The sequence below is a fragment of the Tardiphaga sp. 768_D3_N2_1 genome, from assembly GCF_052076105.1.
Lineage (GTDB): Bacteria > Pseudomonadota > Alphaproteobacteria > Rhizobiales > Xanthobacteraceae > Tardiphaga.
On sequence record NZ_CP197245.1, the window covers coordinates 4531374 to 4556196 of the forward strand.

25 protein-coding genes are annotated in these 24823 nt (G+C 61.5%); 9 read left to right on the forward strand and 16 right to left on the reverse strand.

Annotation, left to right across the window (positions count from 1 at the left end; translation table 11 throughout):
- Positions 1-2: 2 nt before the first annotated feature.
- On the reverse strand, positions 3-1499 hold the full coding sequence (locus tag AB8A27_RS21225; RefSeq protein ID WP_441243613.1) for a sensor domain-containing diguanylate cyclase: 1497 nt from the start codon (positions 1497-1499) through the stop codon (positions 3-5).
- Between the two features lie 198 nt (positions 1500-1697).
- Between AB8A27_RS21225 and AB8A27_RS21230 the strand changes: the two genes are divergently transcribed.
- Positions 1698-1970 carry a hypothetical protein gene (locus AB8A27_RS21230; protein WP_092145914.1) on the forward strand — a complete coding sequence of 91 codons (273 nt, stop codon included), beginning with the start codon at positions 1698-1700 and terminating at the stop codon, positions 1968-1970.
- Between the two features lie 24 nt (positions 1971-1994).
- Here the strand turns inward: AB8A27_RS21230 and AB8A27_RS21235 are convergent, their stop codons facing one another.
- On the reverse strand, positions 1995-3683 hold the full coding sequence (locus tag AB8A27_RS21235; RefSeq protein WP_441243614.1) for an outer membrane beta-barrel protein: 1689 nt from the start codon (positions 3681-3683) through the stop codon (positions 1995-1997).
- 211 nt (positions 3684-3894) lie between these two features.
- Here AB8A27_RS21235 and AB8A27_RS21240 point away from each other — a divergent pair, with 211 nt between their 5' ends.
- Positions 3895-4920 (forward strand): KpsF/GutQ family sugar-phosphate isomerase, encoded by a 1026-nt coding sequence (locus tag AB8A27_RS21240; protein ID WP_441243615.1) that lies wholly within the window; start codon positions 3895-3897, stop codon positions 4918-4920.
- A gap of 6 nt (positions 4921-4926) precedes the next feature.
- On the opposite strand, the gene AB8A27_RS21245 is transcribed toward AB8A27_RS21240, so the two are convergent.
- Positions 4927-5475 (reverse strand): carboxymuconolactone decarboxylase family protein, encoded by a 549-nt coding sequence (locus tag AB8A27_RS21245; protein WP_441243616.1) that lies wholly within the window; start codon positions 5473-5475, stop codon positions 4927-4929.
- 72 nt (positions 5476-5547) lie between these two features.
- On the opposite strand from AB8A27_RS21245, the gene AB8A27_RS21250 reads away from it, so the two are divergent.
- Positions 5548-5889, forward strand: coding sequence for a winged helix-turn-helix transcriptional regulator (locus AB8A27_RS21250; RefSeq protein ID WP_092145922.1), 342 nt, complete (start codon positions 5548-5550; stop codon positions 5887-5889).
- On the opposite strand, the gene AB8A27_RS21255 is transcribed toward AB8A27_RS21250, so the two are convergent.
- The 6 genes from AB8A27_RS21255 to AB8A27_RS21280 form a co-directional block, all read right to left on the reverse strand.
- A complete protein-coding gene (locus AB8A27_RS21255) occupies positions 5890-6333 on the reverse strand; it encodes an NfeD family protein (RefSeq protein WP_441243617.1) in 444 nt (147 codons plus the stop codon).
- A gap of 10 nt (positions 6334-6343) precedes the next feature.
- On the reverse strand, positions 6344-7339 hold the full coding sequence (locus tag AB8A27_RS21260) for an SPFH domain-containing protein (RefSeq protein WP_441243618.1): 996 nt from the start codon (positions 7337-7339) through the stop codon (positions 6344-6346).
- A 150-nt stretch (positions 7340-7489) separates the two neighbouring features.
- A complete protein-coding gene (gene hemH, locus AB8A27_RS21265) occupies positions 7490-8527 on the reverse strand; it encodes a ferrochelatase (protein WP_441243619.1) in 1038 nt (345 codons plus the stop codon).
- A gap of 72 nt (positions 8528-8599) precedes the next feature.
- Positions 8600-9751, reverse strand: a complete 1152-nt coding sequence (locus AB8A27_RS21270) for a nickel/cobalt transporter (RefSeq protein ID WP_441244977.1) — start codon at positions 9749-9751, stop codon at positions 8600-8602.
- Positions 9751-10386 carry a DUF1007 family protein gene (locus tag AB8A27_RS21275; RefSeq protein ID WP_441243620.1) on the reverse strand — a complete coding sequence of 212 codons (636 nt, stop codon included), beginning with the start codon at positions 10384-10386 and terminating at the stop codon, positions 9751-9753. The genes AB8A27_RS21270 and AB8A27_RS21275 overlap by 1 nt, the downstream gene beginning before the upstream one ends.
- Before the next feature lie 13 nt (positions 10387-10399).
- Positions 10400-12490, reverse strand: a complete 2091-nt coding sequence (locus AB8A27_RS21280) for a M3 family metallopeptidase (RefSeq protein ID WP_441243621.1) — start codon at positions 12488-12490, stop codon at positions 10400-10402.
- Positions 12491-12620: 130 nt separating this feature from the next.
- Here AB8A27_RS21280 and AB8A27_RS21285 point away from each other — a divergent pair, with 130 nt between their 5' ends.
- From AB8A27_RS21285 to AB8A27_RS21310, 6 genes are all read left to right on the forward strand, one after another.
- A complete protein-coding gene (locus AB8A27_RS21285; RefSeq protein WP_441243622.1) occupies positions 12621-12872 on the forward strand; it encodes a hypothetical protein in 252 nt (83 codons plus the stop codon).
- A gap of 893 nt (positions 12873-13765) precedes the next feature.
- The gene (locus tag AB8A27_RS21290) at positions 13766-14908 is read left to right on the forward strand and encodes a type III PLP-dependent enzyme (RefSeq protein ID WP_441243623.1); all 1143 of its coding nucleotides are present in this window, start codon (positions 13766-13768) and stop codon (positions 14906-14908) included.
- Positions 14909-15055: 147 nt separating this feature from the next.
- Positions 15056-15652: a GNAT family N-acetyltransferase gene (locus tag AB8A27_RS21295; protein WP_441243624.1), complete on the forward strand. Its 597-nt coding sequence runs from the start codon at positions 15056-15058 to the stop codon at positions 15650-15652.
- Between the two features lie 54 nt (positions 15653-15706).
- The gene (locus tag AB8A27_RS21300) at positions 15707-16093 is read left to right on the forward strand and encodes a RidA family protein (protein WP_441243625.1); all 387 of its coding nucleotides are present in this window, start codon (positions 15707-15709) and stop codon (positions 16091-16093) included.
- A 265-nt stretch (positions 16094-16358) separates the two neighbouring features.
- On the forward strand, positions 16359-16760 hold the full coding sequence (rnk, locus tag AB8A27_RS21305; protein ID WP_441243626.1) for a nucleoside diphosphate kinase regulator: 402 nt from the start codon (positions 16359-16361) through the stop codon (positions 16758-16760).
- Positions 16761-16888: 128 nt separating this feature from the next.
- Entirely contained in the window at positions 16889-18334 is a 1446-nt protein-coding gene (locus AB8A27_RS21310; RefSeq protein WP_441243627.1) for a homospermidine synthase, read from the forward strand.
- A gap of 148 nt (positions 18335-18482) precedes the next feature.
- Here the strand turns inward: AB8A27_RS21310 and AB8A27_RS21315 are convergent, their stop codons facing one another.
- The 7 genes from AB8A27_RS21315 to AB8A27_RS21345 all read right to left on the reverse strand — a co-directional run bounded on the left by AB8A27_RS21315 (position 18483) and on the right by AB8A27_RS21345 (position 24788).
- Positions 18483-19622 (reverse strand): S1 family peptidase, encoded by a 1140-nt coding sequence (locus AB8A27_RS21315; RefSeq protein WP_441243628.1) that lies wholly within the window; start codon positions 19620-19622, stop codon positions 18483-18485.
- A 4-nt stretch (positions 19623-19626) separates the two neighbouring features.
- Entirely contained in the window at positions 19627-20547 is a 921-nt protein-coding gene (locus AB8A27_RS21320; protein WP_441243629.1) for a CHAP domain-containing protein, read from the reverse strand.
- Between the two features lie 113 nt (positions 20548-20660).
- On the reverse strand, positions 20661-21404 hold the full coding sequence (locus AB8A27_RS21325; protein ID WP_441243630.1) for an acetoacetate decarboxylase: 744 nt from the start codon (positions 21402-21404) through the stop codon (positions 20661-20663).
- An 80-nt stretch (positions 21405-21484) separates the two neighbouring features.
- Positions 21485-21814, reverse strand: a complete 330-nt coding sequence (locus AB8A27_RS21330) for a hypothetical protein (RefSeq protein WP_441243631.1) — start codon at positions 21812-21814, stop codon at positions 21485-21487.
- A 69-nt stretch (positions 21815-21883) separates the two neighbouring features.
- Positions 21884-22600 (reverse strand): MgtC/SapB family protein, encoded by a 717-nt coding sequence (locus tag AB8A27_RS21335; RefSeq protein ID WP_441243632.1) that lies wholly within the window; start codon positions 22598-22600, stop codon positions 21884-21886.
- A 119-nt stretch (positions 22601-22719) separates the two neighbouring features.
- Entirely contained in the window at positions 22720-23739 is a 1020-nt protein-coding gene (locus tag AB8A27_RS21340) for a WD40 repeat domain-containing protein (RefSeq protein WP_441243633.1), read from the reverse strand.
- On the reverse strand, positions 23739-24788 hold the full coding sequence (locus AB8A27_RS21345; protein ID WP_441243634.1) for a CobW family GTP-binding protein: 1050 nt from the start codon (positions 24786-24788) through the stop codon (positions 23739-23741). The genes AB8A27_RS21340 and AB8A27_RS21345 overlap by 1 nt, the downstream gene beginning before the upstream one ends.
- Positions 24789-24823: the final 35 nt, after the last annotated feature.

Genomic DNA, 24823 nt, shown 5'->3' on the forward strand with positions numbered 1-24823 from the left:
CGCTAGGCCGCCATCGCCTGGTGCGCATCGCCTGCGATGACGCACCGGTTGCGGCCTGCGGCCTTCGCCGCATAGAGCGCCTTGTCGGCAGCTTCGACCAGGCCTGTCCACTCCATCGTCACCAGCGGCTTCACGCTGGCGACGCCGACGCTAACCGTGAGCATCGCGGGATCCGCCGGCACCTGCTCGACGCGGCGCCGAATGGTTTCGGCAACCTCATAGGCATCCTGCACGGTCGCACCGGGCAGCAGCACGGCGAACTCTTCCCCGCCATAGCGCGCGGCACAGTCGCCGGCGCGCTTCGCCGCTCCTGCGATGCAATTCGCGATCGCGATCAGGGCGGTGTCTCCGGATTGATGACCGAAGCTGTCGTTGAAAACCTTGAAATGGTCGGCGTCGATCAACAGCAGCGCCATCGGCCGTGAATGCCTGATGGCACGACGCCACTCCAGCTCGATCGCGGCATCGAATTTGCGGCGGTTGCGCAGGCCAGTGAGACCATCCGTCGTGGCCAGTTCTTCGAGCTTGTGCTCGGCGCGTGCGCGGCGGCCTATTTCGCGCGCCAGGAACAGCGTCACCGCGGTGATGAAGATAATCAGCGCCAGCATGATGCCGCCGATCTTGATTGCCTGCTGATACCACAGATTGTAGATGCCGGCCCACGGCCGGCCGACGATCACGAGCAACGGCCGACCGCTGTCGCGCCACACATAGAGGCGCTCGATCTGGTCAACGACACCGATGCCCGAATACGACCCGTTGGACCGGTTCAGCGCCCGCATCACGCCGGGGGTCTTGCTCAGATCCCTGCCGATCACGTCGAGATCGAACGGCGTACGCATGATGACGACACCGTCGCGGCGGATCACCGTGATGTTGTCGTCCTTGTTGAGCCGCAAGCGGCCGAACAAATCATGAAAATAGGCGAACCGGATGGCACCCGCGACGACGCCGGCAAAATTGCCATCGGCGTCGGTGATGCGGCGGCTCAGCACCACGGAATAGGCACCCCGGTGCAGCATCGGTTTGCTGATATAGAGCCCGCGCTCGCCATCGAACTTGTGGACCTTGAAGTACTCTTCGTCGGCACTGCTCTGCTTGGCGGGATCTAGCGATGCCGCATCGATGATAAGATCGCCATGCGCATCGAACACCTGAATGGACGCGAATTGGCGCGACGATGCCGCGTTGTCGAACAGGATCAGCTGGCGCATTTCCTTGCTGAGCTTGTCGATCTCGGGCGTATTGATACCGGAAATGACGGCGCGCAACGACAGATCGTATTGTTCGACGGTTCGGCCGATATCGGAATCGATAGAGGTGGCAAGGTTCTCGGCAGTCTGCCGCGCCAGCGCTTCCTCGCCGCGGCGCATATCAAGCATCACGGTGCCGCAAATAGCCGAGAAGCCGAGGATCGTGACCAGCGACGATAGAATCAGAAGCTTGGCCGATAACGGCCAGCGTTGAATTCCCGTGCTCGCATTCCCCGATTTCATCATGTGCTCCGTACCAGACGGATGGCACGCCAATGCTTGCCGAGCGCTTAAATACCGGGCCCGGGTTCCGCACGGCGTTAACGAACGGTTGCGGAAAATGCTCGGATGACGCACTCCGGTGCTGATTTACCGAATCCGCACGGTAGCGCCTGATCGCGCGGGCGCGTATGACGGATATGAGATCACACCGAGGACAATTCCGTGCCTGACTACGACCTGCTCCGCGCCTATCTGGCCAGCCAGACCAAGGACGAATTCGTGCTGAGCATGGATGCAATCGAGGAGATCATCGACGATGCGCTGCCGCGCGCCTCGCAAAGGGCCTCGTGGTGGGAAACCGAACGCGCGCCGGATGAGCAAATGCCGCAGCGCGAGGCCTGTATCGCAGCCGGCTTCATCGCCACGCGATTGCCGGACGGGTCGGGTGTAAAATTTCGCCGGAAGACGGCCAAATTCTTACGTAAATGGAAGTGAGACGAGCGACCTAGCCTTGGTTCGCTATCGCTGCAATCTCACGCCTAGCATAACCACCGTCGATGCGGTACTCGCGCCTGCGACGTTGGAATCCAGGATATCCCGGCGCACCTGCGCCTTGAGCTGGATTTCCCGGTTCAGCTTGTAAACAAGATCGCCCTGCAGCGAATAGGTCCGATCGAACCGTGAACTCTCCTGATAGTCCTGCGTGCCGTAGGTAAACTTGCCAATGGCGGTCAACCAACGACGAAAATCATGGGAGACCTCGACTGCATAGGTGCGAGTCAGAATCCCTGGCACGCCAGGTACGGTGGTCTCGTCAATCGACGTCGTCGAGATGAACTTCGCCGTGGTGAGTGGCGTAGCGGACCAGACCAGCGAGGCCGAGGTCAACAGGCCCTTCAGCATCTCCAGCCGCGGGTCCGTATAGCTGCGCGCTGCATAACCGATCGACGCCTCGCCGGTCAGCAGACGCGTGAATTCGAAGGTGGTGCCGGCCTTGATGTAGCCGCCGCTGGAATCCCTGAGATAGGTGAAGCGGTCCCTGGCCTCGTCGTGCACGCGCACATCGCCCTGGACTTCAGCGAACGGCTTTAGACCCGGCAGCACTTCATAGGTGGCGCGGCCCACGCCGCCATACTGATTGAAATTACGGTCGTTGTTGTTGGTCTGGGTGCCGTCGGTCAGTTTTGAATCCTGGTAGACGGTGCGATCGACGAGCCCATCGACCTTGATCGTAAAACGGTTGAAATCCTTCTCAACGCCCAGCGAACCGCCGGTCGTCGTGAATAGCGGAAAGTCCTTCAATCCGGCCTGAATATTCGGGCTGCCCGGATTGTCCGCGCCGACGCGCATGCGCATTTCGCTGTTGACGCGCAGGTCGCGGGCAACATCGAGTCGACCGGCGATCTTGCCGTTGAATTCGGCGCGGTCGACATTTTCCGGCGCCGGTGAAGGCTGGAACGGGGCTGACGGAAACTGCCTCTCATAGCCGGTGAAGGATCCGCGCAGATCCACGATGATCGAGTGCCGCGTCCAGTCGGTTGCGGCCAGCAGCTCTGGCGCGACCTTGTAGAACGACGACCCCTTCGGCTGCACGAAGCGCGCCGGGTTGTTGTCGTAGCCGCCATAGATCTCCACGGCCGACTTCACAAGGAAGCTGCCGACGCGCACGCCGGTCGGCGCGTAAGGATCGGGATCGATCGGCAATCGCCGGCGCGGCGGCTGACCCACCACCGTGCCGGCAACCGATGGCGCGACAGGCGGCTTCGCTGCCTTGGCCGATGGCGGTGATGGCCTGGTTTCCGGCACCAGCGGCGGCGGCGGGCTGCCAGGCCCCACTGGCGGCTTCGGCTTCTTCGCACCCGGATAATATTTGGTCTGCTTGCGCTTACGGTTGAGCGCGTCGAAGCCAGTGCTGGCGGCGCCCGATGCAGCAGGCACCGGCGGCGTGATGATCGACTGTGGCAAGCGATCCGGCGATAGCTGGCTGGTCTGCAGCGTTCCATTTGGCTGGAGCGGCGCATCCGCCGTCCGGCGCGTCGGCAGGTTCTGCGGCGACACGAAGCCGCCTGGAACCGGCGCCAGCAGGTCTGACGTCAATGCTTGCGAGAATGCCGGAGATGGTGCGAGGAGGCTCAGACACAGACATGCCGACACCGCGCCGTTGGCCCAGGCGCGGTTGCGGCGGTCGCGTACTCGACCCGTCCTCACGATCAGAAAAACTCCAACACTATCAAAAACTTAGAAAATTCCTGCGGAACGGCCCCGGAGGCGCGCACGGGAACTCATGGTTAAGGGAGTTAAAACGCTTATGGTTAATGGCCCGTTGAGATCGTGATCGGCGGGGTTTCGCCAGGCAGACCCAGCCGTGCTAAGAGGACGACGACACAGCCGGACAATTTACGGCCGCAGGATGCGATTGATGCCCCTCTCCAAGACACCCGGTCTCCCGACGAAAACGACGGCAGCGATGAGCGATCAGGCCATTGAAGCGATTGCCTCAGCTCTGCGCACGCTAGAGGCCGAAGCCAGCGGCGTCACCGCGCTGGCTGCCGCTCTGCAGTCGGACCTCGGCCCGGCCTTCGTTGCGGCCGCCGACCTGATCCTCAAGGCCAAGGGCCGCCTGATCATCACGGGCCTCGGCAAGTCCGGCCATATCGGCCGCAAGATCGCCGCGACCTTCGCTTCGACCGGCACACCCGCCTTTTTCGTTCATGCCGCCGAAGCTAGCCATGGCGATCTCGGCATGATTACGCCCGACGACGTCATCATGGCGCTGTCCTGGTCCGGTGAGCAGCCGGAGATGAAGAACCTCATCACCTATGCCAAGCGTTTCAGGATCGGCGTAGTCGCGATCACGTCTGAAGCCACCTCGACACTGGCCGAGGCCGCCGATGTCGCGCTGACGCTGCCGAAGGCGCGCGAGGCCTGCCCGCACAATCTCGCGCCTACGACCTCGTCGCTGATGATGCTGGCAATGGGTGACGCACTGGCCATCGCGCTGCTGGAGGGCCGTGGCTTTACCTCGGTGGATTTCAGCGTGCTGCATCCCGGCGGCAAGCTGGGCGCGATGCTGAAATACACCCGCGACCTCATGCATTCAGGCGATGCCGTGCCGCTCAAGCCGCTGGGCACCAAGATGTCCGATGCGCTGGTGGAAATGTCCTCGAAGGGCTTTGGCTGCGTCGGCATCACCGATGGCAACGGCCACGTGGTCGGCATCGTCACCGATGGCGATCTCCGCCGTCACATGCGCGCCGACTTGATGACCGTGTCGGTCGACGAGGTCATGACCAAAAATCCCAAGACCATCAGCCGCGACCTGCTCGCCGGCGAGGCGCTGGAAATCCTCAACTCGTCGAAGATCACCGCGCTGCTGGTCACGGATGCCAGAAAGCCCGTCGGCATCGTGCATCTGCACGATCTGCTGCGGGCGGGCGTGGCTTAAACCACGTTAGCTCGTAGCCTGCGGAAACCTTGCCGCGTTGGCTTCGAGCGGTAGCGCCAACCCGTTCGCGATGTACGAAACCGTGCGATAGAAACCGCACAGCAGGATGATCTCGAAGATCTTTGCGTCGTCGTAATGCATGGCAAGCGCCTTGAATTCAGCATCGCTGAGCGTGGCGCGGTGATGCAACGCATCGACGCCCGCGATAAGCGCCTGCTCCGCTGACGACCAGCACGGAGCCTGTGCATCGTCATTCACGGTCGCCCTCACCTCCGCATCCGTCAGCTTCGCCGCATCTGCAAAAGCCGTGATATGGACGCCCCATTCGTATTCGCAGCCGGTCAGTGCGCAGGTACGATCGATGACGATCTCGCGCTCGCGCAGTGACAGTGGCCCACGATCGAGGAGGCCAGCTGCACGAAACTTGCTCCATGCCCTCGGATGCCCCGCAATCACGCGAAACAGCATCAGTGGTGGCGCACCACGCATGATCGCATCGAACTGCGTCTGAATGTCAGCCTCGTAAGGCGGCTGCAGTGGCGCAACGCGTGACATAGCCAACTCCCGTGCTACAATAATCGTAGCGGCATGCTACATATTTTGTAGCGACCTGCAAGAGAGAATGTGATGGCAAAGTCCGTTTCCAAGCCGCCCACACGCGCCGTGCGCGGCTCAACCTCCGGCCGCCCGATCATGGCGCTGCTCGACCTGCTGGGCCGGCGCTGGACATTGCGCATTCTCTGGGAACTCCGGGAGCGGTCCCTGACCTCGCGGGCGCTACGCGAAGCCTGTGACGACGCCTCACCGACCGTGCTGCAAGCGCGTCTGAGCGATCTCAGAGACGCGGGTCTGATCGCGTTGCTGCCGGACGGCTATGGACTGACGGATACAGGGCGGGAGTTGCAGGCTACATTCATGCCGCTGCACCGCTTCGCGGAGCGATGGAGCAAGTCGCTTTCGGCCGACTGATCAGGCCACGTCCACCGTCAAACTCGCCCCGTCCGCCTTCACGATCTTCACCCGCGTACCCGCCGGTGTATCGGGCCCGCTGACGCGCCAGACCGTATCGTCGATGCGCACGATGCCCTCGCCGTCGATAATCGGCCGGTCCAGCGTGCAAACGCGACCGACCAGCGCGTCGCTGCGCTTGTTGAGGAACGGGTTCGGATTGGCGCCAGGCTTCTGACGCGCGATGCGCCGCCACAGCGGAACGGCAGCCGCAGCAAACAATCCGAACAGCAGGATCTGCACCTGCCAGGACGGCGTAACGATGAATGACAGCACGCCGACAAGAAATGCTGACAGTCCGAGCCAGAACATGAAGACGCCGGGCGCCAGCAGCTCCAGCGCCATCAGGAGTACGCCGAAGATCAACCAGTTCCAGGTTCCCAAAGTAACAAACATATCGGCCATTGCAGCGGTCTCAACGTTGCGGTGACGGCGGCGTAGAACCGGCCGGCGGCACCGATCCGCCGCGGCGTGCAGCAGCCTGCGCCGAGGCTGCGCTCTCGCCGAAGGTTGCCTTGGCGATCTCACCGATACCGGCCAGCGAACCCAGCATGCTCATGGCTTCCACCGGCAGCATGATCACTTTCTGGTTCGGCGATTCCGCAAGCTGGCCGAACGCCTTGATGTACTTATCGGCAATGAAGTAGTTCAGCGCAGCGACGTCTCCCTTGGCAATGGCTTCCGAAACCATCTGCGTCGCACGCGCTTCGGCCTCTGCGGAACGCTCGCGTGCCTCGGCATCGCGGAACGCAGCCTCGCGGCGACCTTCCGCCTGCAGGATCTGGCCCTGCTTGGCGCCTTCGGCACGGAGAATTTCCGACTGCCGCTGGCCTTCGGCCTGCAGAATGTCGGCGCGCTTGACGCGCTCGGCTTTCATCTGCCGGCCCATCGCCTCGACGAGGTCGGCCGGCGGTACGATATCCTTGATCTCGATGCGGTTGACCTTGAGACCCCATGGCGACACGGCGGCATCGACAACGCGCAACAGCCGCTCGTTGATCTCGTCGCGATGCGACAGCACCTGATCGAGATCCATCGAGCCCATTACAGAACGGATATTGGTCATGGTCAGCACGATGATCGCCTGATTGAGATCGGAGACCTCGTAGCTCGCCTTGGCCGCATCGAATACCTGGAAGAAGGCGACACCGTCCACGGTCACCGTGGCGTTGTCCTTGGTGATCACTTCCTGTTCGGGAATACTAATCACCTGCTCCATCATGTTCATCTTGCGACCGACGCGATCAAAATACGGAATGATGAGATTGAGGCCCGGCGACAGCGTACGCGTGAACTTTCCAAAACGCTCGATGGTCCAGTCATAGCCCTGCGGTACGGTCTTCACGCCGGCAAACAGCGTAAAGATGATCAGCAGCACAACGGCGATGGCGAAAATGTCGTAACCGGACATCAAAGTCTCCCTGCGGCAAAATGGACGCGCAACACATGGCGCGCCTCGTTGTTTTGTCGTCGGGGAGGATTTTAAGGTTCGAGACCGGGAAAAGCGAGCGCCGTCACGTCTGCGCGAGAAAGCAACGATGACGGCAGAGGTTGACGGCCTCTAGATCCAGCCCTGCAGCTCGCGCAGCACCAACTGGCGGATCGTGTCCATGCCCTCGTCGCTGTCGTTAAGGCAGGGGATCGCAGAGAATTGCTCGCCGCCATTGTGCATGAAGATCTCGCAATTCTCCTGCGCGATCTCTTCCAACGTCTCCAGACAGTCAGCCGCAAAGCCCGGCATGACGACAGCAATGCGATGCACGCCGTCCTTGGCGAGCTGCTCGATCGTCTTGTCAGTATAGGGCTGCAACCATTCGTCGAATCCGAAACGCGACTGGAAGGTCAGCAGCAGCTTCGGCGCATCCGGCCCAAGCCGTTTGCGCAGCGCTTCGGTGGTGGCCACGCATTGCGCCTGATAGGGATCGCCCTTGTCGATGTATTTCTGCGGCATGCCGTGGAACGACGCCACAATCATTTCCGGCACGAATGATAGCGTCGCCAGATGCTTCTCGATCGAGGTCGCCAGCGCGCCGATATAATCCGGCTCGTCATAATAGGGCGGCGTGACCCGCAGCGTCGGCTGCGCGCGCATGGTGCCGAGAACGCGGAACACTTCGTCGCAGACCGTCGCAGATGTCGCGGCCGAATATTGCGGATAGAGCGGCACCACCAGAATGCGATCGCACCCCTTCGCCGTCAGCTCGGCAATGCCGGAGCGGATGGAGGGATTGCCGTAGCGCATCGCCCAGTCCACCACGAGATGGGTGTGACTATCGAGCGACGCAGCCAGCTTGTCCGACTGCGCGCGGGTGATCGTCTTCAGCGGAGATTCGTTTTTCTCCGTGTTCCAGATCTTCAGATAGTCCTTGGCCTTGCGGCGCGGCCGTGTGGTTAGGATGATGCCGTTAAGGATCAGCTTCCACAGCAGGCCCTGGTTCTCGATCACGCGCGGATCGGACAGGAACTCTCGGAGATAAACGCGCACGCCGCGAGTATCCGCAGTGTCGGGGGTTCCCAGATTGACCAGCAGGACGCCGACGCGTTCCGGCATCTCCAGGGAGGGGACCGATGGCTGCTCAAGGGAAACGACATTTGTCATGATGCCGGTGGCTTCGCGCTTTGGCTGGACCTTGTCAAGACGACGGACTGCCCATGCGGGGTCGGATAGCGATCAGAAGCAGGTGACACGTTCAGCCGCAACATAGCCCAGGAGCAGGCCGACGCCGAACAGCATCACTAGGGCGGCCGCGCCGAACTCGATCCCGCGCATCACGAGCGCGCCGCTGCCGTCACGTCCACCAGCCAGGCGGCCGGCGACACCCTTGGCGGAGACGGCGACGACGGCAATGGTCGCCACGGTAATCGCGGTGCCCAGGCCCATCACGAAGGTGGCGGCGATGCCGGCCCAGAACATGCCCTGCGCCAGTGCAAACACCAGTACCAGGATCGCGCCCGAACAAGGCCGGATGCCCACCGTGAACACCGCCGACAAGCCCCGCGCCCAGCCGCCGGGGCCTGCGAGCTGATCCGGCGTCGGGCCATGGGAATGGCCGCAATGCTCGTCATGGACGTGATCATGATGGCTATGATTATGATGGACATGAGCACGCGCGGAGGCTTCGGCATGCGCCACATGGGCGTGGGCATGTGAATGCGCGTGGCCATGATCATGGTGGTGGTCAGAATGATGATGATCATGCGCATGCGCGGACGCACCGGCATGCGCCACCGCGAGCTGCGCCCCCGCAGCCGGCAGCGACGGCCGCAAGGCGCGGAAGAACCCGCGCCCCTTGCTCCAGACCAGCCGCGCGCCGAAGGCCGCGATCAGACCGTAACTCGCGATTTCCACCCAACGCTCGGTGCTGCACATGGTTTTGGCTGTGACATTCAGCAGCCACGCGCCAATGCCGACGATCAGCACCGCCACCAGCGCTTGCATCAGCGCCGAGACGAAGGACAGCACGATACCGCGTCTCGCGGTCTCTTCATTGGCGACCAGATAGGATGAGATCACCGCCTTGCCGTGGCCGGGACCGGCGGCGTGGAAGATGCCGTAGGCAAAGGAAATCGCCAGCAGCGTCCACACCGCGCTGCCGTCGGATTTGGCAGCACGGATGGTCGCAGACATCTCGCGATAGAATTCGGACTGCTTGGTGAGCAACCAACCGATGATGCCGCCGACCCGCGAATCCGACACGCCTTTCGGCGCCCCGAACGGATTTTGGGCCAACACATCATGCAGCGCACCATCGGCGATCACTGACGTGACGGCCAGCACGGCACCGGCCAACAGCACGCGGCGCATCGTCATTTTCTCGAACATCATGGGCAATCGACCGTGATCTTGTTGGCGAACATGGCGCCGTAATTGCTGTTCTCGCCATTCATGAAGGTGTCTTCATTCATAGTCTGCGCCTTGGCGGCGCCGTCCGACGGGCGCTGGATCGCCATCGTGCAGGTCGACGGCGCACCAGCCAGTTTGATCGGATCTTTCTTCTCGAGGCCAAAATCGACGAAGAAGCTCGGGTCGAAGATTTCCAGCTCCATCTTCTTCGCCTTGAACGGCGTCTTGAACGGCAGCGTGAAGTGCAGCACCAGAGCGGCGTCGCGCTTCTCCAGATAGTAGTCGACGGGGTCGTTGAAGCGCTGCTTCTTGCCCTCGACCTTGGCGAAGGTGAAGAAGGCGAATTCCTTCAGCGACTCCACATTGGTCTGAGCCAACGGCGCCAGCTCCTCGCGGGTATAGACGCCCTTGGTCTTGCTCTCGATCCCCTGCAGCGCATAGGTCGAGAACATATCGTCGAACACCCAGGCATGACGTACACCTGTGATGGTGCCATCGGGAGCGTAAATCAGCTCGCTCGATGCCGTGACGAAGACATGCGGATGAGCGGAGGCTGCGGTGATACACCCCGCCAACACGGCAACAATCGCAATCAGATTGAGAAAACGGTTCATCAGCGGCATCACCTTACGCAGCTTCAGGCTCTTCCAGCAGCCCACGACGTCTGAGCAGCGCATCGGGCGCCGGTGCACGACCGCGGAAGGCAATATAGGCCGCTTCGGGGTCGACCGAACCGCCCGACGAATAGATGTCGTCATGAAGTCGCTTGGCCACCGTTGGATCGAAGATGTTGCCGGCTTCCTCGAAGGCGCCGAAGGCGTCCGCATCCATCACTTCGGACCACATGTAGCTATAGTAGCCGGACGCGTAGTGATCGCCGGAGAAGATGTGGCCGAACTGGGTCGGGCGATGTCGCAGCGCGATCTCCTCGGGCATGCCGATTTTCTCCAGCTCCCTCTTCTCGAAGGCCGCCACGTCGGCGCTCGCCGAGGCCGGCTGGGTATGGAATTCGAGATCGATCAGCGCCGAGGACACGAACTCCACCGTGGCAAAGCCCTGGTTGAATTTGCGGGCGGCAATGAAGCGCTTGAGCAGATCGTCGGGCAGCGGCTCACCGGTCTGATAGTGCTTGGCGAAGGTCTGCAGCACCTGCGGCTGCTCCTGCCAGTGTTCATAGAGCTGCGACGGCAGTTCGACAAAGTCGGTGAACACCGACGTGCCCGACAGCGAGGGATAGGTGACGTTGGACAGCATCCCGTGCAGGCCATGGCCGAATTCATGGAACAGCGTCCGCGCATCGTCCGGCGACAGCAATGACGGCTGGCCATCGGTGCCCTTGGCGAAGTTGCAGATGTTCAACACCAGCGGCGCCACCTCGCCATCGAGCTTCTGCTGGTCGCGCAGCGAGGTCATCCAGGCGCCAGAGCGCTTCGACGGCCGCGCGAAATAGTCGCCATAGAAGATCGCCTTGAGCGCGCCCGAGGCATCCTTGACCTCCCAGACGCGGACGTCCGGATGCCAGACCGGCACGTCCTTGCGCTCGGCAAACGTGATGCCGAACAGCCGGGTCGCGGTGTCGAACTGCGCCGCGATCATGTTGTCGAGGGTCAGATACGGCTTGATCGCCGCATCGTCGAAATTGGCGCGGCGCTGGCGCAGCTTCTCGGCGTAATAGCGCCAATCCCAGGCAGCGAGCTTGAAGTTGCCACCCTCCTCCGCGATCAGCTCCTGCAACGCGTCACGGTCGGCCAATGCACGTGCGCGTGCCGGCTTCCACACCCGCTCCAGCAAGCCGCGCACGGCCTCCGGCGTCTTCGCCATTGAATCTTCCAGCCGATAGGCCGCGAAGGTCGCGAAGCCCAGGATCTTCGCGGTCTCCTCGCGCAGCTTCAGGATTTCGACGATGGTTTCGTTGTTGTCGTTGGCATTGCCGTTGTTGCCGCGCTGGATGAAGGCCTTGTAGGCCTTCTCGCGCAGGTCGCGCCGCGCCGAGCTCTTCAGAAACGGCTCCATCGAGGAGCGCGACGTGGTGATGACCGCCTTGCCGGTCATGCCGCGCTCGTCGGCCGAGGCCCTGGCAGAGGCGACGAAGCTCTCGGCAAGACCGTCGAGATCGCCCTCGCCGAGCTCCATGAACCATTCCTGCTCGTCGCCGAGCAAATGATGGCTAAAAGTGGTGCCGAGATGCGCCAGGCGCTCGTTAATCTCCGCCATACGCGCTTTCGCGGTCTCGTCGAGGCCAGCGCCCGAGCGATGGAAGCGAGTATAGGTCCGCTCCAGCAGCCGCATCTGCTCGGTGGTGAGGCCGAGCTCGGCGCGCCTATCGTGCAGCGCCACGATGCGGCCAAACAGCACGGCATTCATCATGATCGGATTCCAGTGCCGCGCCATCCGCGACGACACATCCTTGTCGATTTCCAGAATGACCGGATTCGAATGAGCGGAGACGAGATCGTAGAACACCGACGCGACCTTGCTCAGCAGCTTGCCGGAGCGCTCCAGCGCCGTAATGGTGTTGGCGAAATCCGGCGTGGCAGGATCGTTCACGATCGCCGCGATTTCGGCTGAATGGTCGAAAAACGCCTGTTCGAAAGCCGGCATGAAGTGCTCGGGCTTGATCTCATCGAACGGCGGGGTCTCGAACGGGGTCGTCCAGGCCTTGAGCAGCGGATTTTCGAGACCTTTCGACGCAACCGGCGAGACCGACGTTTCTGACATAAGAAATCCTGCTTTAAAGCCCAGAGAATGCGTCGATCTATACCACGCGATGGGGCTTTTTTGGGCCCTTTAGTGCTTGCCGCAGCAGGCTTTTTCGTTAGATTGCGGCCCGAAACAGGACCTTGAGATTATGACCACCTCCATCGCCCCTCGCCGCATCTACTGGCCCAGCGTCATCACCGTCATCTCGGCGGCGATCCTGATCGGCGCGGAAGTGTTCGGCGCCGCCTTCGCGGGCGGCTGGGCGCTGTCGATCCTGTTCGGCCTTTCCACCACGGGCGAGCACATCCTGCAGGTCTGCCTGTTCCTGTGCGGCGTCGCCATCATGGTCGCCTTCCTGCGCACCGCAGCGCGGATCGAGCCGTTCACCCGCCGCGGCTGATTGCTGCGCGCTCGCGCTGCTGCTCCACTCTCCGGCTTCGTCACAGCCAACTGTCGTCGCCCGGCCTGACTCGCAATTGCGTCCTTGAACCAGGCGAATCAGTAACTGAACTGTTCGCGATTCATCGCTAGCTACAGCGTTTACGGGATCCTCCGCCTTCACGGAGGACGTCGACGAGAGCGAGATGACAGCCGCAAGAGAAGACGACTACAGTACCATGACGCTGGTGTAGTTCAGCACTTCGGACCAGCCTCAGACCGCGCCAATTTCTTAACCGAACTTAACATCCGTTCATGTCGAGCTCGCTGAGTGCGTCTCGTTTGCAACGCTGCGGGATGGTGTTGAATAAAATGCCCCACAGCCCAAAAAAATTGTTGCGCGCCAGGGTCAAAGAACCTATTTCCCGTCTTGCCCAATTTCGCACGTGCCTGTGGTCGTGTGTCAGTCGGTAGGTATCCGGACAAGAGGCCGGACAGCCGCCAAGGGATGAAGAAGCCGAGGGTCGTTCCAAATTCTCTTCTCCAGAGAGTTTTGCGAAAGGCCAGCATCTCTCTCCAGAGATGCCGTTGAAGGTGACTTTGTTCTTTGCAACCGTGACTGGCAGCCGGAGGCGAACCGGCGCACCTCGTTCTCAACGGGGGACGCGACTTAAAGCAACGACGGAGCGGGCTTTTTTGGTCTCTGCTGGCTTTCCAACAGCCAGCGCGAATACCGAAGAGGCTTGTCCTTCATTGCCAGGTGTGCGGTAGGGTCACTCCCAACCAATCCACGGCAGCACTTACGGTCTGTACTTTTGGCTTTGCCACGCTTCCATCGCGTGTCTGGGTCCGAAGGCGCTGAACCGTCATCATTTTTTGAACGTGTCCCTGAGCCGGGCCGTTTGGGAGAGTGCTATGACCGAACGTATCCAGGAATTCCTCCGCGCCCGCCGCAACGAGGGCACCGATGTCGAGCCGTGTCTCGTTGTCGACCTCGAAGTCGTGCGCGACAACTTCCAGAGCTTTGCAAAGGCTTTGCCCGACAGCCGCGTGTTCTATGCGGTGAAGGCAAACCCGGCGCCGGAAGTGCTGTCGCTGCTGGCCTCGATGGGCTCATGCTTCGACTGCGCATCGGTGCAGGAAATCCAGATGGCACTGGCCGCCGGCGCCACCCCGGATCGCATCTCCTTCGGCAACACCATCAAGAAGGAGCGCGACATCGCGCGCGCCCACGCGCTCGGCATCGGCCTGTTCTCGGTCGATTGCGCCGCCGAGGTCGAGAAGATTGCGCGCGCTGCTCCAGGTGCCCGCGTGTTCTGCCGCATCCTCTACGATTGCGCCGGCGCCGAGTGGCCGCTGTCGCGCAAGTTCGGCTGTGATCCGGAAATGGCTGTCGACGTGCTGGATCTCGCCAAGCGCCTTGGCCTGGAGCCCTATGGCATTTCGTTCCATGTCGGCTCGCAGCAGCGCAAGGTGAAGGCATGGGACCGTGCGCTGGCGATGGCCTCGTCCGTGTTCCGTGACTGCGCCGAGCGCGGGATCAACCTATCCATGGTCAATATGGGCGGTGGCTTCCCGACCAAGTACCTTAAGGAAGTCCCGGCGGTCGTGCAGTACGGCCGCTCGATCTTCCGCGCGTTGCGCAAGCATTTCGGCAACGCGATCCCGGAGACCATCATCGAGCCGGGTCGCGGCATGGTGGGCAATGCCGGCATCATTGAGACCGAAGTCGTTCTGATCTCGAAGAAGAGCGACGAGGACGATGTGCGCTGGGTGTATCTCGACATCGGCAAGTTCGGCGGTCTCGCCGAGACGATGGACGAGTCGATCCGCTACGCCATCAAGACGCCGCATGACGGCGCCGAGATGACGCCCTGCGTACTCGCCGGCCCGACCTGCGATTCGGCCGACGTGATGTATGAGAAGCTGCCGTATCCGTTGCCCGTGACTCTCGAGATCGGCGACAAGCTGCTGATCGAAGGCACCGGCGCCTATACGTCGACTTACTCGGCGGTGGCATTCAACGGCTTCCCGCCGCTGCGCACCTTCCATATCTGAGCGTTGTAAATCTGACTTCGCTCCCTATATCCGGACCCTGCCCCGGATATGACTAATCGGAGAGCCGGCCCGCCGGCTCTCATCCCGTCACCTTCCATTCTGGATGACAACACTCCGCCTGAAAAACGGAGTGGGGACCGACATGCCATGACCGATCTGCACGAGACCGCCACTAACAACACTGTTGCCCTGCCCATCGCAGCCTCTTCGTACGAGATCCGTGCGGAACGTGGCTCCGACGTCGCCGCCCGTGAATCTCTGCTGGATGTGTGCTTCGGCGCTTCGCGCCATGCCCGCACCTGCCAGCGACTGCGTGACGGACGACTGCCCGCTGAAGGTCTCGCCTTCTCGGTGGTGCATCAGGGCCGGCTGGTCGGCACGATCAGGCTTTGGCATGTCGACGCCGGGGGCCGAGCTGCATTGATGCTTGGCCCCCTGGCGGTCGATCCGGGAGTCCGCGACCTTGGCCTTGGCGCCGCGTTGATGAATCACGCGATCGCCGAGGCCTCGGCGCGCGGCCACGGCGCCATCGTGCTGCTCGGTGACGCGCCCTATTACGCCCGCTTCGGCTTCATGCCCCGGAAAATGGCCGATCTGGCACTGCCCGGCCCGTTCGAGCGCGACCGCCTGCTCGGCCTCGAACTGAAGCCCGGCGCGCTCGATGGCGCGCGTGGCATCATCCTGGGAAGCGGTAAGCGGGTCCGCTCTGCTGCCGCGGCCGCCGATCTGGCCCACGCAGCTTGATTTGACCACCGAGACACGGCATTGCGGGGCTCATCTCCGCAGGAGGGCCAGGCAATGACGCGCGAACTGATTTCCACCGGATCGCCATTCGAGAAGATCGCCGGCTATAGCCGCGCGGTGGTCGACGGCGACTTCTGCTTCGTATCCGGGACCACCGGCTACGATTACAGCACCATGGTCTTGCCGGCCGACGTCACGGCACAGACACAGAACTGCTTCAAGACGATTGAAGCCGCACTGAAGGAGGCCGGCTTTGCCTTGGCCGATATCGTGCGTGCGGTCTACTACATCACGGACGCCAGCGACGCCGACAAGGTGTTCGCGGTGACGGGTACCCATCTTGGCGAGATCAGGCCCGCAGCCACGCTCCTCGTGGTCGCCGGGCTCTACAAGCCCGAGATGAAAGTCGAAATCGAAGTAACCGCCAAGCGCCGCAGCTAATCGTCAACCGCGCGTCAGACACACTCGTTGGACGTCGTTGCTATCAACGGCGCGCCGGTTGACTTTCACTGCAGGATACATAGGTTTCGGCCATCATGACGAACCTGCCCCGCAACCGCTTACTGCTCCGCGCCGGTCACCTTCAAGCAGGAATGTGACCCGGGCGCACGCGCGCGTGCCGTCCGGGCTTGTTCGATTTCAGCATCCTTATCATTTTGGAATGCTCGGGCGCTTTGCGCACGGGCGTCATTTGGCTGTGAAACCCATGATCCATTCCCTTCGCTCTGAGCTGCCGCCCATCACACTCCGCCGCAGTGACTGCGAGCGTCTCGGCGTACTGGCCGAGGCCGCTGCAGAGAAGTACCCCGTGACCGCCGACTTTCTGGCCGGCGAAGTTGAGCGCGCAACGATCGTGCCTGATACTCATCCATTGTCCGGGATCGTCGGCATGGAGTCCAACGTGACGTTCCGCGACGATATCAGCGGGCAGGAAAAACACGTCACACTGGTCTATCCGACCTCCGCCGACGTGGACGCCGGGCGAATTTCGGTATTGACCCCGATCGGAGCCGCGCTTATCGGCCTTTCTGCGGGGCAGTCCATTACATTCGAGACGCCCTCGGGGGAACCACGTTCGCTGACCGTTCTCTGGGTTGGCATGCGCTGAGCTGCACTTAATACTGGCATCGAGATTTCATTCCCGAAATTTCATTCTGGTGTCACATCGTCACTGTCCTTTCCCAACCGCGCACGACGCAGCGCGTTCATCTTGATCCTGTCTGGAGTTAGAAGCTGATGTCCTCATCCCCCGCCTCGCAGATCTACGCGAAGATCACTGGCCCCATCGTGATGGTCGGCTTCGGCTCGATCGGCAAAGGCATGGTACCGATGATCGAGCGGCATCTCGATTACGACAAGTCGCGCATTACCGTGCTCGATCCCAAGGACGAGGGCCGCAAGGCGCTGTGCGACAAGCATGGCCTGCGCTTCATCCAGCAGGGCCTCACCCGGGAAAATTATCGCGAGCTGCTGACGCCGCTGCTCACCGAAGGCGGCGGCCAGGCGTTTTGCGTCAACCTGTCGGTCGATACCGGCTCCGTCGACATTATGGAGCTCTGCAACGAACTCGGCGCACTCTATATCGACACGGTCAACGAGCCCTGGCTCGGCTTCTATTTCGATGCCTCGAAGGGTGCGGCCGCACGTTCTAACTACGCTTTGCGCGAGACGACGCTGGCCGCCAAGAAGGCGCGCAAGCCCGGCTCGACCACGGCCGTCTCCTGCTGCGGCGCCAATCCCGGCATGGTCTCCTTCTTCGTCAAGCAGGCGCTGCTGAATGTCGCGTCCGATCTGAAGCTCAATGCCCCGCAGCCGAAGACCAAGGCCGAATGGGCGGACCTGATGCGGCAGGCCGGCATCAAGGGCGTCCACATCGCCGAGCGCGACACGCAACGCTCCAAGTCACCGAAGCCGCCAGAGGTGTTCGTGAACACCTGGTCGGTGGAAGGCTTCCTCTCGGAAGGCGTGCAGCCGTCCGAACTCGGCTGGGGCACCCATGAAAAGTGGATGCCGGAAAATGCCCACACCCACGAGGCCGGCTGCGGCGCTGCGATCTACCTGATGCAGCCCGGCGCCAATACGCGCGTGCGCACCTGGTGCCCGACGCGCGGCGCGCAATACGGCTTCCTCGTCACCCACAACGAGTCGATCTCGATCTCCGATTACTTCACGGTGCGTGACGCATCGGGCACCGCGGTATTCCGGCCGACCTGCCACTATGCCTATCACCCCGCGGATGACGCCGTGCTCTCGCTGCACGAGATGTTCGGCTCCGGCAAGATGCAGGAGAAGCATCACATCCTCGACGAGAACGAAATCGTCGACGGCATCGACGAACTCGGCGTCCTTCTCTACGGCCATGGCAAGAATGCCTACTGGTTCGGCTCGCAGCTCTCCATCGAGGAGACACGCGAACTCGCGCCCTATCAGAACGCCACCGGCCTGCAGGTGACCTCTGCCGTGCTCGGCGGCATGGTGTGGGCACTGGAGCACCCGAATGAAGGAATCGTCGAGGCCGACGAAATCGACTTCCAGCGCCTGCTGGAGATCCAGACGCCATATCTCGGCCCGGTAAAAGGCTACTACACGGACTGGACGCCGCTGGAAGGTCGCCCGGGTCTGTTCCCGGAAGATATCGACACGAGCGATCCGTGGCAGTTCAAGAACGTGCTGGTGCGCTGATCTGTCGTTCAGACTGAATGAATAGAGACGAAGGCGGCAGTGCCAGAGCATTGCCGCCTTTTTTGTTTCAGCCCACTCGTCATTCCGGGCGCGAACGCCGCTTCGCCCAATCCCGGCGTCAGATCACACTTGAAGTGCAGTGCCAAGACTACCTTGCGAGCACGGGTGGAGGCTTTTGGGAGCGTGGCGGGATAACTGCATCCTTCCATTTTCCATTTTTGTCGGCCTCCGTGACGTAAGCCTTCCATAGTGTCTCTCGCATCTCGGATGAAACCTCGTCAGTCGTGCGTGTGGCTTTGCCCAGAACGTCATTGTACTCCGGTTTCGAGTTAAACTGGCCCTGGATTGACACATCGGTCCCCGCTGGACTTGGATTCACGTTGAGTGTCGATGCGCTGATTGTCTTCCCGATACCTTTAAAGATATCGGGCATGATCGCTGATGTGTGAGCGGATAGCTGCTGGTCCAACTTGATGGATCCAATGACGCTCCCTTTGAAAATGGAGTTATTCCCTCCAAATAGCCCGCCGGGAAGAGACTGATTGATGTTGGTCCACATGCTGGCTTCCACGGGATTGCAGATATGCCCCGATGGCTGAACTCCCTTCGCGGCCATCAGCGCACGGATCACGCTTGCAGCCGTCATGAAGCTGTATCCGACATACTGGGTATGCCGTGCCCGCGTCAGTCCAACAACATTGAACAGATAGATGACGGGTCCGCCACTCTCGCCCCTCTCGGTAATGGCAGGCGCCAGAAGGGTGAGCGGAGCAAATGAACCATCCTTCTCATCGATCCTGACGCCAGCCGGAGGCCCCGGTTGATCCCATCCTCCAGGTATGCCGAACCGGATCGCCTGGGTGCCATAGACATCCTGCTTCACCAGACCAAGCGCACACATCTCGGCAGGAAAATCGCTATCGACTTTCAATAGCCCTACATCATCCTTGGCAGCGACCACCTCTGCAAGCTTCTGAAGATTGTTCTTCTTCGATTTGACGACGATGTTTCGCTCGCCGCACTCCGGAGCCAGCAGATAGACGTGCTCCGCAGTCACGACATGATTGGCATTGACCAGGAACCCCGTGCCTTCCGACTTGCAGATATTGACCTTCTCCTGCTTCTCGTTCTCCTTGAAGACAGGAGTGGTGCTGCTCACGTCAATCTTGACGATCGCCTGCCGGAACAGGCTGGCGATCACATTTTCATAGGCCGACGGTTCCGATGCACGACAGGCTGTCGAAAGTACGAGGCCAATTCCGATCAGTGGAAGTGTGAGCCTGCACATGTCATCACGCCCTCGGCTGAACATCTTTCACAGACGAAACGTATTTCATGAATCTGCTGCCGGGCTGGGTCGACATGTTCGCGACGGTAATCGCGCCGTTGCTTCCCGATTGGCTCTGATTGCCGCCAATCACCTGCACCAGGCCCGGAGACGGGACCTTGACGAAAAATGTAACGTGTCCGGTCCCCTGGCAGGCTCTCGTCAGATTGTCCGTACCTGCGTTTTTGAGAACAACGATATCCCCCCGCTTCGGAGCAGAGATCGGCTTCCAGCAGCGAAATGACCCTGAACTTGCGCTGTTGGTACTGTATTGCTTCAGACTTTCAGGCGTGAATGCCTTGCCTTTTTTGATGTAGCCAGCCGCCCCGCTTCCGATCTGGTCGACATTCTTGGCGCGCGCCCGCAACAAACACCAGTTCATGAATGCCGCGCACCACGCCGTCACGTCACCTTCGGGCTTCGTCTGGGTTGACGTAAAAAAATGCATGATCATCGGATTTGCCCGCACCGGCCATTCGCGCGCGAACGGACGAAGGTCCTCGCCATACGCCCCGGCTCCGACCGCGAGAAAATATTGCGCGACATCGATCGGTGCTCCACCAATCGGTGAATTGATCAGAAGGTCGTAAGCCTTATCCACTTCAGCTGACGTCGGCGGTGCAGTGCCAACAGGTGTGAGCTCACCGAAACCTGCTGGCGGCTGTGCGGCCTTGTCAGCAAGATCTGCGGGTAAAGGCGGTAAAGCGCTGATGATAGTGATGTCAGGCATTGCGGCTGGCGGCGAAGCGGCTGGCGTTTGCGCCAATGCCGGGAATATCGGGGACGCAGCGGCAATGCCTGCTGACACGAGAAAGCGACGACGATCCATCCCAATTCTCCTGAAAATCAATTTCGCAATAAAATAAAATTGTCCGGCAACAACCATAAAATGTCAAATTAAATTACTCAACCTTACGCAGCATCGCTGAAGGTGCGCAGATGATGCACACTTCCTGATCGATCGGCATTCTTCTGCAGTCCGTTACTTGCGACGTGCTGCTACTTCTGCGCCAGATAATCGAACGCCACGTCGCCCAATCCCAGCGTCAGGTCGCACTTGAAGTGCAGCGCCGATACGACCTCCCGTACCGGCAGGCGCGCCACATCCGCCAGCGCATGAGGAAACAGCCCGAGCGCGGCGGGGCCCGTCCAGGCTTCCTTCAGATTGATCTCTTCGAGGTGATACCGCACCAGCTCGCAGATCCGCGGCGAGCCATCCACATGCGGGATGATCTTGAGAATAAAGTTCGGCACCTGCAGCGCGTGCATCACTGTGCCATGATCCACCGGGCGATGTTTGTAGCCCATGGTGCCTGACGCACAGAGCACCGAGCCGTAATGCAGCGTGCCGACCAGCACGTCGCTCTCCACCGCGATCTTTGGCGTCGCGCGCTTCTTCGGAAAGCCCCAGAGCTCGCGCCCGCCGGCGATCGGCGCATCGTCGTCGAGATACATCGAGTGGATATAGACGCCCTCGACGCCATTGAGGCGCACCGGGATCGCCTGCCCGGTTTCGGTGTAGTCGCCGAAGCCGGTGGAATCCGGCATGCGGATGAATTCGTATTTCACGATATTGTCGACGATTTCGAGCGGCTCCGGCACGACGGCCTGCAGCGCTTCCATGTCGGTGCGATAGCTGATGATGAAATATTCGCGGTCGTAGAATTTGTAGGGCCCGGGCGGAAACGACGGATTGGTCAGCGGCATCGAATAGGCGTTGCGTCGGACGTCATCGATCTTCATATGCAGCCCCCTGTGATCTTGTTGCCGGGGAGTATGGGGGCGGCATGTGAAATGAGCGAGACCAGATTGCGGGCAGCGCCTTACTTCGCCGTGATCGGCGGCGCGACCTTCTCGGCTGGCGCGGGCGGCAGCGCCGGTTTGGCGCCGGCATCGCGCGCTTCCGCATCCGGGCGAGCCGGCTGCGGCGGGGTCTCCTGAGGACGCTGGCCGGTTGTCGCCGGCTCAGACGGTGCTGCTGGCTTACTCTCGGCGCCCGGCGTCGACTGCAGTGGCGGTGTCGCCTGCGCCAGTCGCGCCGGCGGTGGGGTCAAAGTGAGTCTCGCCATGACCGAGGTCGACATGCCGGACACCGCTGCGAGCGCCAAGGCCGCGAGCACGAGCTGTTTCCGAGGCACGTATATCTTCGTCATGGCATTCACCGCGATTTGTCTGCGGTGACAACGGGGCCCGGCCCACAAGGTTCCCGTGCCAGAAAGTCGCTAGTCCTTGGTACTGACGTCCCAGGTCGCATTGCGCACGCCGGGCAGCACCTCGAGTTTGGCGGCGACCGCGTCCAGTTCTTTGGGATCCACCGCGGTCGAGACCAGCGTGGCCACGATCTCCTGCTGGGTCTCGCTCTGCTCGATGACATCGACATCACCGACGGGGTACTTCGCAGCTTCCAGTGCTTCCTGCAACCGCTCGCGCATGTCGGAGACGACGTCCGGCGAAACCGCAAGCCGCACATAGTAAGTCGCTTCGGAGGACTTCGCGTCCAGTGGCGAGCGATTGATCGCATTGACCAGCGGCCGCAGCAGCGTGTTGCCGGCCAGCACGAAGACGGTCAGCGCGATTGCCTGCGCGATCATGTCCGCGCCGGCGCAGGAGCCGACTGCAGCCGACCCCCACAGCGTCGCCGCCGTATTGAGGCCGCTGACATTGGTGCCTTCTTTCATGATCACGCCGGCGCCGAGGAAGCCGATGCCGGAGACCACATAGGCGATGACGCGGACAGCACCGTCCGCGTCGGCCAGTTGCATCGCAAGATCGACGAAGGCGGCAGCCCCCACTGCCACCAGCACATTGGTGCGCAGGCCCGCAGTGCGCTGGCGATATTGCCGCTCGGCGCCGATCAGCGTGCCCAGCACAAAGGCGGTCGCCAGGCTGAGCAACGTGTCGAGGAAGTCGTAAGTCTGAAATGTCGCCAGAAATCGCATGATGCCTGCATGCGTACAGGAAGTGACGGGCGGATGACAATGCCGCCTCGCACCGACCGTTATGAACTCCCCCTCCCTCTAGCGAAGCTTCGCTTCGCACCGGGGGAGAGGTGAAAGAGCTACAGCTCCAGCAGCCCCGCGTCGCCGTCCTGATCGGCAAAGGCCAGCAGCGTGCCCTTGGCATTCCAGGCCAGCGCGCTGACAGGCTGCCCCTTGTTGGCACGCACCAGAATCTCCGCACCGTCGGTAATGCGGACCATCAGGATGGTGCCATCGCTGTAGCCGGCAGCCAGGATGTCCTGCTTGGGGTGGCAGGCCACCATGGTGACCTTGGCCTTGAGGGGCGCCAGCATCGCCGGCTCCTTGCCCATCGGGCCGTCCTTGCTCGCGAACGGCCAGATGATGACCGTATCTGCTCCCGAGGTCGCGAGGCCCTTGCCGCCGGCGCTCCAGGCGATGGAGCGCACACGTGCGGGATAGCCGGTCATGCGCATGTGCTTGCCGTCCACGAGGCGCCAGCCATGCAGCGCCGGCTCATGCATCGCAGTGACCAGAAACTTGTTGTCCGGGCTGAAAGTCACGCCGAGATGCGAACCCGCCCATTCCAGCACTTCCGCATTGCCGGCCATGTTGGGAAACCACAGCGTCACGCCGTTGTAATGCGCGATCGCAAGCCGGAGCCCCTTGGGGGCAAATGCCAGACCGCCAACCGTCGATGGCACCTCGAAGGATTTCACCTCACCTTTCGGCGCTTGCACGAAAGCTGTCTTGCCCGCCGACCACGCCACGGCGCCGTCGAGATGCAGGGCAACGCTGTCGATCCAGCGCCGTTTGGCGTCGGTAGCAAAGGTCGAGACCACGCCGTCGCGATCGAGCACGACAACCTTGCCGTCGTCGCAGCCCATCACGATGCGCTTGCCGTCGGAGGTCGAGCATAGGATGCCGCCAAAGGCGACCTCGACGGGCGACATGGCGCCTGCCGGATCGACCAATGTGACCTTCTCCTCGGCACCGACAAAGGCGGCCTTGTCGCCGAGAAAATGCACGGCGGTGACACCCGCGCCAATGGCCACCGGCACGACACGGTCGGTGACCGAGACGATGGATTCCTGCTCCTGCAGTGGATTGAAATCGGACATCAGGACGGGATGACTTTTTCGAAACCGTCGCGGATCAGCTGCTCGGGCAGATCGCGACCGATAAAGACGAGACGGCTCTCGCGCTTCTCGCCATCCTTCCACGGCCGCTGGTGATCGCCTTCCAGCATCATGTGCACGCCCTGGAAAACATAGCGATCATCATCGCCGGAGAAGGACAGGATACCCTTCGAGCGCAGGATCTTGCCGCCCTCCTTGGCCATCAGGTCCTGCAGCCACGGCATGAAGCTCGATGCATCGAGCGCCTTGTCGGTACGCAGCGACAGCGATTGCATGTCCTCGTCGTGATAGTGCTTCAATCCGTGACCATGGTCATGATCATGGTGGTGGTGATGACCGTGATCGTGGTCATGGTGATGATCGTGACCGTCATCTGCGCTGAGAAACTCAGGCTCGATCTCCAGAATGCGATCGAGATCGAAAGCGCCGCGTTCCAGCACGTCGGACAGCTTCACCTGCGCGCGCTCGGTCTTGTGCAGCTTGGCATAGGGGTTGATCGCGCGGATGCGCGCCTCGACTTCGGCGAGCTCGGGCTTCGACACGAGATCGACCTTGTTCAGCACGATGACATCGGCGAAGGCGATCTGGTTCTTGGCTTCCGGCGCGTCCTTGAGACGGTCGCTCAGCCATTTGGCATCGGCTACGGTGACCACCGCATCGAGCCGCGCATTTGCCTGCACGTCCTCGTCGACGAAGAAGGTCTGCGCCACCGGCGCGGGATCGGCCAGGCCGGTCGTCTCGACGATGATGGCGTCGAACTTGCCCTTCCGCTTCATCAGGCCATCGAGAATGCGCACGAGATCGCCGCGCACGGTGCAACAGACGCAGCCGTTGTTCATCTCAAACACTTCTTCGTCTGCGCCGATGATGAGATCGTTGTCGATCCCGATCTCGCCGAATTCGTTGACGATGACCGCGTATTTCTTGCCGTGGTTTTCCGACAGAATGCGATTCAGCAGCGTGGTCTTACCGGCGCCGAGATAGCCGGTCAGCACGGTCACGGGAATTTTGTTGGCAGTCGCTTCAGACATGATCACTCCGGCGGGGTCTTTTCAGGGACTTGGCA

Coding starts and splice junctions, on each gene's coding strand:
- AB8A27_RS21225 (WP_441243613.1), bottom strand. CDS start 1,499: ATGATGAAATCGGGGAATGCGAGCACGGGAATTCAACGCTGGCCGTTA.
- AB8A27_RS21240 (WP_441243615.1), top strand. CDS start 3,895: ATGCCCCTCTCCAAGACACCCGGTCTCCCGACGAAAACGACGGCAGCG.
- AB8A27_RS21245 (WP_441243616.1), bottom strand. CDS start 5,475: ATGTCACGCGTTGCGCCACTGCAGCCGCCTTACGAGGCTGACATTCAG.
- AB8A27_RS21250 (WP_092145922.1), top strand. CDS start 5,548: ATGGCAAAGTCCGTTTCCAAGCCGCCCACACGCGCCGTGCGCGGCTCA.
- AB8A27_RS21255 (WP_441243617.1), bottom strand. CDS start 6,333: ATGGCCGATATGTTTGTTACTTTGGGAACCTGGAACTGGTTGATCTTC.
- AB8A27_RS21260 (WP_441243618.1), bottom strand. CDS start 7,339: ATGTCCGGTTACGACATTTTCGCCATCGCCGTTGTGCTGCTGATCATC.
- hemH (WP_441243619.1), bottom strand. CDS start 8,527: ATGACAAATGTCGTTTCCCTTGAGCAGCCATCGGTCCCCTCCCTGGAG.
- AB8A27_RS21270 (WP_441244977.1), bottom strand. CDS start 9,751: ATGTTCGAGAAAATGACGATGCGCCGCGTGCTGTTGGCCGGTGCCGTG.
- AB8A27_RS21275 (WP_441243620.1), bottom strand. CDS start 10,386: ATGAACCGTTTTCTCAATCTGATTGCGATTGTTGCCGTGTTGGCGGGG.
- AB8A27_RS21280 (WP_441243621.1), bottom strand. CDS start 12,490: ATGTCAGAAACGTCGGTCTCGCCGGTTGCGTCGAAAGGTCTCGAAAAT.
- AB8A27_RS21285 (WP_441243622.1), top strand. CDS start 12,621: ATGACCACCTCCATCGCCCCTCGCCGCATCTACTGGCCCAGCGTCATC.
- AB8A27_RS21290 (WP_441243623.1), top strand. CDS start 13,766: ATGACCGAACGTATCCAGGAATTCCTCCGCGCCCGCCGCAACGAGGGC.
- AB8A27_RS21295 (WP_441243624.1), top strand. CDS start 15,056: ATGACCGATCTGCACGAGACCGCCACTAACAACACTGTTGCCCTGCCC.
- AB8A27_RS21300 (WP_441243625.1), top strand. CDS start 15,707: ATGACGCGCGAACTGATTTCCACCGGATCGCCATTCGAGAAGATCGCC.
- rnk (WP_441243626.1), top strand. CDS start 16,359: ATGATCCATTCCCTTCGCTCTGAGCTGCCGCCCATCACACTCCGCCGC.
- AB8A27_RS21310 (WP_441243627.1), top strand. CDS start 16,889: ATGTCCTCATCCCCCGCCTCGCAGATCTACGCGAAGATCACTGGCCCC.
- AB8A27_RS21315 (WP_441243628.1), bottom strand. CDS start 19,622: ATGTGCAGGCTCACACTTCCACTGATCGGAATTGGCCTCGTACTTTCG.
- AB8A27_RS21320 (WP_441243629.1), bottom strand. CDS start 20,547: ATGGTTGTTGCCGGACAATTTTATTTTATTGCGAAATTGATTTTCAGG.
- AB8A27_RS21325 (WP_441243630.1), bottom strand. CDS start 21,404: ATGAAGATCGATGACGTCCGACGCAACGCCTATTCGATGCCGCTGACC.
- AB8A27_RS21330 (WP_441243631.1), bottom strand. CDS start 21,814: ATGACGAAGATATACGTGCCTCGGAAACAGCTCGTGCTCGCGGCCTTG.
- AB8A27_RS21335 (WP_441243632.1), bottom strand. CDS start 22,600: ATGCGATTTCTGGCGACATTTCAGACTTACGACTTCCTCGACACGTTG.
- AB8A27_RS21340 (WP_441243633.1), bottom strand. CDS start 23,739: ATGTCCGATTTCAATCCACTGCAGGAGCAGGAATCCATCGTCTCGGTC.
- AB8A27_RS21345 (WP_441243634.1), bottom strand. CDS start 24,788: ATGTCTGAAGCGACTGCCAACAAAATTCCCGTGACCGTGCTGACCGGC.